This window comes from Streptomyces sp. E2N166 (assembly GCF_003671715.1).
Lineage (GTDB): Bacteria > Actinomycetota > Actinomycetes > Streptomycetales > Streptomycetaceae > Streptomyces > Streptomyces thinghirensis.
This window is the reverse complement of the sequence record NZ_RAIF01000032.1, coordinates 115687-125754: the sequence shown is the minus strand read 5'-3', so window position 1 is coordinate 125754 and position 10068 is coordinate 115687. Positions and strand designations below refer to the sequence as shown.

Sequence of the window (10068 nt, the reverse complement as noted above, 5' to 3'; positions counted from 1 at the left end):
CGTCGGGCCGACTGCGCGGTGGGCCCCGCTGCGGCTTCGCCGCCCCTGCGCCGGGCCTGCCCGCCAGGCCCTCGTCGGTTCGGCTCTGCCCGGGGCCGGCCCTACCTGCTCGAACCCGGCCCCACTTGCCCCGGGACGCGGCCCCACCACTCCTCCGCCAGGCCTACTGCGGGTCCGGCCCCACGGCGACCGGCCGTCCCGGATCCGACGACCACTCCGACCACGAGCCCACATACAGCGCCGCCGGAATGCCCGCCACCGCCAGCGCGAGCACCTCATGGGCGCCCGACACGCCCGAGCCGCAGTACACACCCACCTCGTCGCCCTCCGTCGCGCCCAACGTCTTGAAGCGGGCGCGGAGTTCATCCGCGGGCAGGAACCGGCCGTCCGGCGCCACGTTGTCCGTCGTCGGCGCGGACACGGCGCCCGGGATGTGACCACCCACCGGGTCGATCGGCTCGACCTCGCCCCGGTACCGCTCCCCCGCGCGGGCGTCGAGCAGCACCCCGGAGCGGGCCAGCGCGGCGGCCCCGTCGGCGTCCAGCAGCCCCGCCGCGCCCGGCTCCGGAGTGAAGTCGCCCTCCGTGGGCGCGGGAACGTCGGTCGACAGCGGTGCCTCCCAGGTCGGCAACCCGCCGTCCAGCACCCGCACGTTCGGGTGACCCGTCCAGCGCAGCAGCCACCAGGCGCGAGCCGCCGCCCATCCTTGGCCACCGTCGTACACGACGACCGGCCGGCCGGGCGACACGCCCGCGCGGCGCATCGCCGCGCCGAACACCGCCACGTCGGGCAACGGATGCCGGCCGCCTCCGCCGGGCGCGGAGGCGAGTTCCCTGTCCAGGTCGACGAAGACCGCACCGGGAAGGTGCCCGGCGGCGTACTCGGCCCGGCCGTCGAACGGCGGGGCGCCGGCCGCCTTGGCCGTGCTCAACTGCCAGCGGACGTCGAGCAGGACCGGCGGGTTCGCGTCCGCCAGTTCGGTCGCGAGTTGCGATGCGGAGATGGTGGCGTTCATGGCCCCATCCTGGCGTACCGAGTGGCCGCCGCGTCGATGTCGGGCTACTCTGCCCGCCGGACAGTACCGATCACGAGGCGTACGGGTTCGGGCACATGCTGTACTACCCGTACAGCCCCGGGCTGCCCCACGGGCGCGCCCGAGACGTGCGGCACCGGATCCGGTGCCGGCATCGGCGCGAAGGTCCGTCAGAGCGGAATCCGTCAGGCGGAAGCGGACGCACGGCCCGCGGAGGGCCGAGAAGAGAGTGACGATGACCGACGCACGGGGGTCGGCCGGCCGGAACGGCGAGACGCACGCCCGGCACACGCCCGGCACACCCTGCTGGGTGAGTCTGATGGTGCACGGACCGGCCGCGACCCAGGAGTTCTACGGCGCGCTGTTCGGCTGGGAGTTCCAGCCCGGCCCTCAGCAGTTGGGCCCCTACGCGCGTGCCCTGATCGACGGGCGCGAGGTGGCGGGTATCGGCCAACTGCCCCCGGACCGGCACCTGCCCATCGCCTGGACGCCCTACTTCGCCTCCGACGACGTCAACCGGACGGCCGAAACGGTACGCCTGTGCGGTGGCACGATCGGCGTGGGCCCGCTGGACGCGGGCGAGGCCGGCCGCCTGGCCATCGGCTCCGACCCGTCGGGCGCCGTCTTCGGCATCTGGCAGGCGGCGGCGCACCTCGGCACGGCCGTCACGGACGTGCCCGGCACACCGGTGTGGAACGAACTGATGACCTTCGAGTCGGCGAGCGTCGCCAAGTTCTACGAGACGGTTTTCGGCTTCGAACTGGTGCCGGAGGTCTCCGCCGACTTCGACTACGTGACGCTGTGCCTCGAAGGCCGCCCCGTCGCCGGCATCCACGGCGTCGGCAACGCCCTGCCCCGTGACCGGGGGCCGCACTGGGTGACGTACTTCGAGGTGGCCGACGCGCAGGAGTCCCTGGAGCACCTCGCCGATCTGGGCGGGCACGTACTCAGACCGGCCCGGGACACCGCCCATGGCCGGTCCGCGATGGTGGCGGACCCGGAAGGGGCGCGGTTCTCGCTGCTGGAGAGCCGACGGGGCCCGGCCGCGGGGTCGCGGAGTCGCTCAGGCGGGTGACACCGGCAGCACGTCCGGTGACAGCGCCGCCGCGCGGGCCGTCGCGGCGGTCGTACGGCGCCGGTGGTGCCGTCGGCACAACACCTCGTAGCCGATCTCGTCGGGGGACTGGGCCACGTCGCCGACGACCACCTGGGCCCCCTCGACGACCATGACACCGCCCACGGTGCGGGCGTTGTGCGTGGCGCGGGCACCGCACCAGCACAGGGCCTCGACCTGGAGCACCTCGACGCGGTCGGCGAGTTCGACCAGGCGCTGGGAGCCGGGGAACAGCTTGGAGCGGAAGTCGGTGGTGATGCCGAAGGCGTACACGTCCATGCCGAGATCGTCGACCACGCGCGCGAGCTGGTCGATCTGGTCCGGCGCGAGGAACTGCGCCTCGTCCGCGATCACGTAGTCCGCGCGTCCGCCCTGCGAGAGGTGGTCGACGACGTAGGCGTACAGGTCCTGTCCGTCCTCGACCTCCACCGCGTCGGTGACCAGGCCCAGGCGGGAGGAGAGCTTGCCCTCGCCCGCGCGGTCGTCGCGGGTGAAGATCATGCCGGCCAGACCGCGCGCCGAGCGGTTGTGCTCGATCTGGAGAGCCAGTGTCGACTTCCCGCAGTCCATCGTTCCGGAGAAGAAGACCAACTCGGACATGAGGGATTGAGCACCTTTCGGCAGCGGCGGCGGGAAGCGGGGCGGGATGCGATGGGAGCAGGGCGGGATGGGAGCAGGGCTTCAGGAGCGTACTTCGAGCAGGGGGACGAGTTGTTCGGCAGGGGTCATCGATCCGTGGTTGCCGACCATCGCCGACTCCTTCGGCTCCCGCTCGGAGGCGATGAGCAGAACGTCGTCCCGCGCGGCGGCGACCACGTCGCCGATGCGGCCGTACACCCGTTCGTCGATGCGGGGGCCGAACCAGCCCGCCGCGACCGCCTCGTCCCGCGACGCCACCCAGAACTGCTCGCCGAGCACCTCGCGCCAGCAGGTCAGCACGTCGTTCGCCGCGCCGGGGACGGCGTAGACGTGCCGGGCGCGCCCCTCGCCGCCGAGGAGGGCGACGCCCGCCTTCAGCTCCCAGTCGTCGTCGAAGTCGATGCGGTGGTCCTCGTCGAAGGGCACGTCGACCATGCCGTGGTCGGCGGTGACGTACAGGGCGCTGCGCGGCGGCAGCTGCTCGGCGAGGCGCTGGACGAGCCGGTCGACGTGCCCGAGCTGGCCGCGCCAGGTGTCGGAGTCGACGCCGAAGCGGTGGCCGGCGCCGTCGACCTCGGCGTAGTACGTGTAGACGAGGGCGCGGTCGGCGCCGGCCAGTTGCTCGGCGGCGCAGTCCATCCGGTCCTCGCCGGACAGCCGCCCGTGGAACGTTCCGCCGCTGAGCGCGACCTTGGTCAGCGGGGTGTTCGCGAAGGTCGGGGAGGAGACCTGGGCGGCGCGCACGCCCGCCTCGTGGGCGAGCTGGAAGACGGTGGGGTACGGCTGCCAGGGGCCCGGCGCGGTCCACGGCTGCCAGCGCAGCTGGTTCATCAGCGCGCCGGTGGCGGGATCGCGCACGGTGTAGCCGGGCAGGCCGTGGGCGCCCGGTGGCAGGCCGGTGCCGACGGAGGCGAGGGAGGTCGCGGTGGTCGCCGGGTAGCCGGCGGTGATCGGGCGTCCGGTGCCGCCGCGCGAGGTGGCAAGCAACGAGCTGAGGAAGGGGGCGTCCTCCGGGTGCGCGAGCAGTTGCTCCCAGCCGAGGCCGTCGATCAGGAACACGCAGTTCCGGTCGGCCGGGGTCAGCTCCGCGATGCCCGCGGTCATGCCGGGGACGCCGAGGCCGGCGGCCAGGGTGGGCAGCAGGTCGGCGAGCGAGCCCGTGCCGTACTCGGGTACGGGGGCGGAGTCGACGGGGAGAGGCTCCGGGTCGGTGTCCCAGGCGGCGGGCTGCACCATCAGCGGGCGGAATCCGCGGTCGCCTCGGAGAGGGCCTGGGCGAAGGCGAGCGCCTGGCGCACAGTCTCCGGGCCGTCCCCGGCCTCGCTGACGCGCAGGCTGAGGTCGTCGGCCGTCGAACTGCCCGTGTAGCCGTGGTCGGCCTCGCAGTTGGGGTCGCCGCAGGCGGCCGGCTCCAGGTCGAGGCGGGAGACTGCGCCCCAGCCGATGGTCAGCACGATCTCGCGGGGCAGCGTGCCCGGCTTGTACTGCTCCGGGTTGGCGACCACGCGGCTGACGACGATGGACGAGATCCGGCCGAGCTTGACGGACTCCGTGGAGGTCGTGGCGTACGGCGTCGGAGAGGTGTCGTCGGCGGCCTGCTCGTCGGTGTGGCTGACGATGAAGCGGTTGCCGGTGAGCACCAGCACGGTCACGTGCCGGCGCACCTCGTTCTGGTCGAACGTCGTCTCCTGATGGACCAGGTACGACCTGACGGGCTCGCCGCCCACGGCGGCCTCCACCGCATCGGCCACGAGGGCCGGGTAGTAGCCGCTGCGCTCGATCGCCGCTCGCAGCCCCTGGGTCGTCGTACTGGTCTTGGCCATGCCGTCCATCCTACGGGGGCGCACCGACTGCGAGGCACGCTCGTGCGGTACCCGGCCCCGGCCGCGGGCGGTCAGTACGCCGGCAGGGTCCGCGGGCCGAGGTCGTCCCTGGCAGGAGGCGGCGCGAGGCGGACGGAGGCGCCGAGGACGCTCAGGCCGCGCGGGGCGACGACGACCGGTTCCAGGGTGACCGCGACGACCTCCGGATGGTCGTCGACCAGCCGGGAGACCCGCAGCAGCAGCTCCTCCAGGGCGGAGCTGTCGACCGGGGCCGAGCCGCGCCAGCCGAAGAGCAGGGGGGCCGTGCGGATCGAGCGGATGAGCGAGGTGGCCTCCCGGTCGGTGACCGGGATCAGCCGGTGCGCCGTGTCGCCGAGCAGCTGGGTGGCCGCACCGGCGAGCCCGAAGGAGAGCACCGCACCGGCCGCCGGGTCGATGACCGCCCGCACGACCGTGTCGACGCCGCGCGGTGCCATGCCCTGCACCACCGGTCGCAGTTCCTGGGGCTTCCCGAACAAATCGGTCAACTCGGCGTACGCGCGACGCAGTTGCTCCTCGTCCGCGAGGTCCAGGCGTACGCCGCCCAGGTCGGCGCGGTGGCGCAGGTGCGGGGCGGTGGCCTTGAGGGCGACGGGGTAGCCGATGGTCCGCGCGGCGGCGACGGCGTCGTCGGGGGCGGGGGCGGGCAGGGCGCGGTGGACGTGGATGCCGTACCTGCCGAGCAGGTCGCAGGTCTCCTGCGTGCCGAGGGTGAGCCCCTGCCCGCGCGCGAGGTGCCCGGCTATCAGTCCGGCGGCACCCTTCTCGTCGATGTCCTCGTACTCCGGCACCTTCCCGGGGTCGGCGGCGTCACCTCGCCACTGGGCGTATGCGACGGCCTGCGCGAGGGCGCGGACGGTCCGTTCGGCGGCGGGGTAGGCGGGGATGTGGTGGGTCCCTTCCGGAGCCTCGACGGAGGGCAGCCGCGGTGCCGGGGCTGCGGAGCGGGACTCCTCAGGGGCGCTCGACGCCGTCCGGGGCGCCGTGCTCGCGGTGGCCTGCGGCGCCGTGCTCGTCGCCGCGGACAGGGCTTCCGCGAGGCCGCCCAGTTCGACGTGGACCACCAGGACCGGCTTGCCGGGCGCCGCGGCCACCGCCGACCGCAGGGCGTCCGCCAGCGCCGCGTCACCGGCCGAGCCCTCCCCCACCGTCGGGATGGCCGTCACCACCACGGCGTCACACGTGTCGTCGGCCAGGGCGCGGGAGAGAGCCGCGTGGAAGTCGTCCGCCGAGGCCGCCGTCGTCAGGTCCAGGGGCGAGTGCGGCCGCAGCCCCTCGGAGAGGCAGGCGTCGTACGTCAGAAGGCCGAGGGATTCGGAGTTCCCCAGGATCGCCACCCTCGGGCCGGCGGGCAACGGCTGGCGGGCGAGGAGCAGCCCGGCGTCGACCAGGTCGGTGATCGTGTCGACGCGGATCACACCGGCCTGCCGCAGCAGCGCGGAGACGGTCGCGTGGGGCAGCCGCGTCGCTCGAACCGCGTGTCCCTGCGGTGCCACGCCGCCGTGCCGGGCGCCCTGCACCACGACCAGCGGCTTGACGGCCGCCGTCCGCCGGGCCAGGCGGGTGAACTTGCGCGGATTGCCGATGGACTCCAGGTACATCAGCGCGACGTCGGTCTCCGGGTCGTCGTACCAGTACTGCAATACGTCGTTGCCGGAGACGTCGGCCCGGTTGCCGGAGGAGACGAAGGTCGACACGCCGGTGACGCCGGTGACCCCGCCGCCGCGCCGGTGCAGCCGGGACAGCAGGGCGATGCCGATGGCACCGGACTGGGCGAACAGCCCGATCCGGCCGGGGCGCGGCATCTCGGGGGCGAGGGAGGCGTTGAGCCGCACCTGGGGGGACGAGTTGATGATCCCGAAGGCGTTGGGCCCGATGATCCGCATGCCGTACGTGCGCGCGTGCCGCACGAGGGCGCGCTGTCGTTCGCGTCCTTCCGGGCCGCTGTCGGCATACCCGGCGGAGATCACGACGAGGCCCTGCACGCCGTGCTCGCCGCACTCGGTGACGACCTCGGGGACGTGCTCGGCGGGCACGGTGACGACGGCGAGGTCGACGGGCCCGTCGATCTCGCGCACCGAGCGGCAGGCGGGCACTCCGTCGAGCTCCTTCCGCGCCTCGGGCAGGGCCTTGTTCACGGCGTACAGCCGGCCGGTGTAGCCCGCGTCGCGGATGTTGCCGAGGATGCTGCGGCCGACGCCTCCCGGTGTGCGGCCGGTGCCGATGACCGCCACCGAGCCGGGCTGCAACAACCGCTGAACCGAACGCGCCTCCGCGCGGTGCTCGCGCGCGTACTGCACGGCGAGCGAGCGGTCGGTCGGTTCGAGATCGAACTCCAGACGGACCACACCGTCCTCGAAGCTCCGCTTCTGGGTGTACCCGGCATCCATGAACACCTTGATCATCTTGGTGTTGGCGGGCAGCACCTCGGCGGCGAAGCGGCGGATGCCGCGCTCGCGGGCGACGGCGGCGACGTGCTCCAGCAGCGCGGAGGCGACGCCGCGCCCCTGGTGGGCGTCCTGGACGAGGAAGGCGACCTCGGCCTCGTCGGCCGGTGCGGAGGCGGGTGTTCCACCGGCGCCGATCCGGTCGTAGCGTACGGTGGCGATGAACTCGCCGCCGATGGTGGCCGCGAGTCCCACCCGGTCCACAAAGTCGTGGTGCGTGAAGCGGTGGACGTCCTTGGCGGACAGGCGAGGGTACGGCGCGAAGAAGCGGTAGTACTTCGACTCGTCGGAGACCTGCTCGTAGAAGCTGACCAGGCGCTCGGCGTCATCAACGGTGATGGGGCGGACGCGCGCGGTGCCGCCGTCGCGCAGCACCACGTCGGCTTCCCAGTGGGCGGGGTACTCGTGCCGGTCCGACGAGGTCTGCATGGGCCCCAGAGTACGGCTCGCGTACGACAACGGCGCGAGGCAGTCTGTGGAGGACGGAAGGTCGGGCCGAGGCCGCGGTCCGACGACCACACGGGACGGCAGCAGCCGTCCTCGCAAGCTTCACGATGTGGGAAACTGGTCTAGACAAGACTGGTCTAGACAACCTGAACCCCTGAAAACCTGAAGGGCAGCATCACATGGCTGAGCGCCGCGTCAACGTCGGCTGGGCCGAGGGTCTCCACGCCCGCCCCGCCTCCATCTTCGTCCGAGCCGCCACGGCCACAGGCGTCCCGGTGACGATCGCCAAGGCCGACGGGTCCCCCGTCAACGCGGCCTCCATGCTGGCCGTCCTCGGCCTCGGCGCCCAGGGCGGCGAGGAGATCGTCCTCGCCGCCGACGCCGAGGGCGCGGACGTCGCCCTGGACCGGCTGGCGAAGCTGGTCGCCGAGGGGCTCGAGGAACTCCCCGAGACCGTCTGAGCAACGCGACACCGAAAGGCCCGCCCGGACCACCGGGCGGGCCTCTTGTTTTCTATTTCCACTTCCCCGTTTTCATGGGCAGCAGGAAATAGCCCCCCGAATTAATCCCTCTTTGTATACGGCGCCCGTGTTAATACCGCAGGCTCGGCATGTTTACGGGACGTTGCGATTTCCTCACACGCTCCGCCCGCTCACCCCCGGAGACGAATCGCAGCCGGTGCGCCGGCGTCGACCGCTCGGTGTGCAGCGTCATGAGCGCCCGCGCGCGCTCGCCGTCGCCCCGGGCCACCGCGTCGACGATCGCGCCGTGCTCCGCCCAGCACTCCACGGGCCCGGCGGACGCCTCCACGACGTACATCCAGGCGATCTTGTGGCGCAGCTGGGTCAGCAAGGCCGTCAGCGAAGGGCTGCCGACGGCCTGGGCGAGGGTCTCGTGGAACCACCCGTCCAGTGAGCGCAGATCCTCGCTGTTGCCCTGCCTGGCGCGCTCCTGCCCCAGCCTGACCAGCCCGCGCAGCACCTTGAGGTGGGCCTCGGTGCGGCGCCGGGCGGCCCGGGAGGCGCCGAGGGGTTCGAGGAGCGTGCGCGTCTCCAGCAGGTCGGTGGCCTCCTGCTCGGTGGGTTCCGCGACGCACGCGCCCGCGTGCCGCCGCGTCACCACGAAGCCCTCGGCCTCCAGCGTGCGCAGGGCCTCACGGACCGGGACGCGGGAGACGCCGTAGCGACGGGCCAGGAGTTCCTCGGTGAGCCGACTGCCGCGTCCGTGGACGCCGGTGACGATGTCGTCCCGGATCGCCGTACACACCGAGTGCGCCGGAATACGCATGCCCGACCTCCGCCTTAATCCCCGTGAAACGTCGACGATTGACGTGTGCTCAGTGACTCTAGGCCAATCAAGCGCATATTCCGACGGCAGGTCGGATTTCATGGCAATTTTTTGGTCAGCGACGCTTCCGCCGAGGGAAAAGAATCCAAAAGCCCCGGCTCGGGGAGCCGGGGCTTTCGGATGTCGTGCCGTCCGTCGTCAGACGTTCACGCCGTGGGAGCGGAGGTAGGCGACGGGGTCCAGGTCCGAGCCGTACTCGGGGCTCGTACGGGCCTCGAAGTGCAGGTGCGGTCCGGTGACGTTGCCGGTGGCGCCGGACAGGCCGATCTGCTGCCCGGGGACGACCGCCTGGCCGACCGAGACGCCGATGGACGACAGGTGGCCGTACTGCGTGTACGTGCCGTCGTGCATCTTGATCACGACCTGGTTGCCGTACGCCCCGCCCCAGCCGGCCTCGACGACGGTGCCGACGCCGACCGCGTGCACGGACGTGCCGCTGGAGGCGTGGAAGTCGATGCCGGTGTGGCTGCCGGAGGACCACAGCGAGCTGCCGGCCTGGTAGGCGGTGGAGACGTAGGAGGCGGTGATCGGCGACACGAAGGTGTTGAGGCGCTTGCGCTCCGCCTCGCGCGCGGCGCGCTCCTTGGCCTCGCGCGCCTCCTTGGCCGCCTCGGCCGCCCGCTCGCGCGCGGCCTCCTGGGCCGCCTCACGGGCGGCGGCGTGCAGGGCCGCCTGCTCCTGCGCGGTGGCCTGGGCGTCGATCTCGTCGGCTATGGAGTCGCCGATGGTGATGACCGGGGTGAGTCCGCTCTGCTCAGCCTGGGGCTCGGCGGCGAGCGCCGGAGCCGCGAGGGTGCCGACGACGCCGGTGGTGGCGAGGGCCGCGACACCCGCCGCGCGGGCGGTGGTGCGGTGCACCCGGCTGGGACGACGGTGCTTCCCGGTGGCGCGCGTGAACGCCATGTAGAGGCTGGTCCTTTCCTTCCCTCTCGCCTACCGGGTTAGCTGACGGGTTCGGAGGTGGAAGGTCTCCTACGGACCCCCTCGCTGCGCGCGGGCGTCCGATTCACCCCAGGGACTGCGATGGGTCCCCGGCTCCCCTGGCTCGCGCCGTACGGGGACTCGGCGATGACTGTCCGGTGCCGCGGGTGCGGCGCACTGCCTGACGAACAGCCTGGATGACGCTAAACGCGGCTGCGTTCAATCCTCAAACGCAACAAGACTTTTGTAGCGCACGCC

General features: G+C 72.7%; 9 protein-coding genes and 1 riboswitch. Of the genes, 2 read left to right on the top strand and 7 right to left on the bottom strand.

Annotated elements, in window-relative coordinates; all coding sequences use genetic code 11:
- Nucleotides 1-163: 163 nt before the first annotated feature.
- Entirely contained in the window at nt 164-1015 is an 852-nt protein-coding gene (locus tag EBH09_RS27635) for a sulfurtransferase (RefSeq protein WP_121749661.1), read from the bottom strand.
- 253 nt (nt 1016-1268) lie between these two features.
- Between EBH09_RS27635 and EBH09_RS27630 the strand changes: the two genes are divergently transcribed.
- Nucleotides 1269-2108, top strand: coding sequence for a VOC family protein (locus EBH09_RS27630; RefSeq protein ID WP_121749660.1), 840 nt, complete (start codon nt 1269-1271; stop codon nt 2106-2108).
- Here EBH09_RS27630 and EBH09_RS27625 read toward each other — a convergent pair.
- From EBH09_RS27625 to EBH09_RS27610, 4 genes are all read right to left on the bottom strand, one after another.
- Nucleotides 2097-2747, bottom strand: a complete 651-nt coding sequence (locus EBH09_RS27625) for a thymidine kinase (protein WP_121749659.1) — start codon at nt 2745-2747, stop codon at nt 2097-2099. The genes EBH09_RS27630 and EBH09_RS27625 overlap by 12 nt on opposite strands.
- A gap of 81 nt (nt 2748-2828) precedes the next feature.
- Nucleotides 2829-4022, bottom strand: a complete 1194-nt coding sequence (locus tag EBH09_RS27620) for a nucleotide pyrophosphatase/phosphodiesterase family protein (RefSeq protein ID WP_121749658.1) — start codon at nt 4020-4022, stop codon at nt 2829-2831.
- The gene (locus tag EBH09_RS27615) at nt 4022-4618 is read right to left on the bottom strand and encodes a DUF5998 family protein (RefSeq protein ID WP_193776724.1); all 597 of its coding nucleotides are present in this window, start codon (nt 4616-4618) and stop codon (nt 4022-4024) included. Before EBH09_RS27615 ends, EBH09_RS27620 begins: the two co-directional genes overlap by 1 nt.
- A gap of 62 nt (nt 4619-4680) precedes the next feature.
- On the bottom strand, nt 4681-7524 hold the full coding sequence (locus tag EBH09_RS27610; RefSeq protein WP_121749657.1) for a bifunctional GNAT family N-acetyltransferase/acetate--CoA ligase family protein: 2844 nt from the start codon (nt 7522-7524) through the stop codon (nt 4681-4683).
- Between the two features lie 197 nt (nt 7525-7721).
- Here EBH09_RS27610 and EBH09_RS27600 point away from each other — a divergent pair, with 197 nt between their 5' ends.
- On the top strand, nt 7722-8003 hold the full coding sequence (locus tag EBH09_RS27600) for an HPr family phosphocarrier protein (RefSeq protein WP_121749656.1): 282 nt from the start codon (nt 7722-7724) through the stop codon (nt 8001-8003).
- A gap of 130 nt (nt 8004-8133) precedes the next feature.
- Here EBH09_RS27600 and EBH09_RS27595 read toward each other — a convergent pair whose 3' ends face one another.
- Nucleotides 8134-8829 carry a GntR family transcriptional regulator gene (locus EBH09_RS27595; RefSeq protein ID WP_121749655.1) on the bottom strand — a complete coding sequence of 232 codons (696 nt, stop codon included), beginning with the start codon at nt 8827-8829 and terminating at the stop codon, nt 8134-8136.
- 198 nt (nt 8830-9027) lie between these two features.
- Nucleotides 9028-9792, bottom strand: a complete 765-nt coding sequence (locus tag EBH09_RS27590; RefSeq protein ID WP_121749654.1) for a M23 family metallopeptidase — start codon at nt 9790-9792, stop codon at nt 9028-9030.
- A 12-nt stretch (nt 9793-9804) separates the two neighbouring features.
- Nucleotides 9805-9967: riboswitch (cyclic di-AMP (ydaO/yuaA leader) on the bottom strand.
- Nucleotides 9968-10068 lie beyond the last annotated feature (101 nt).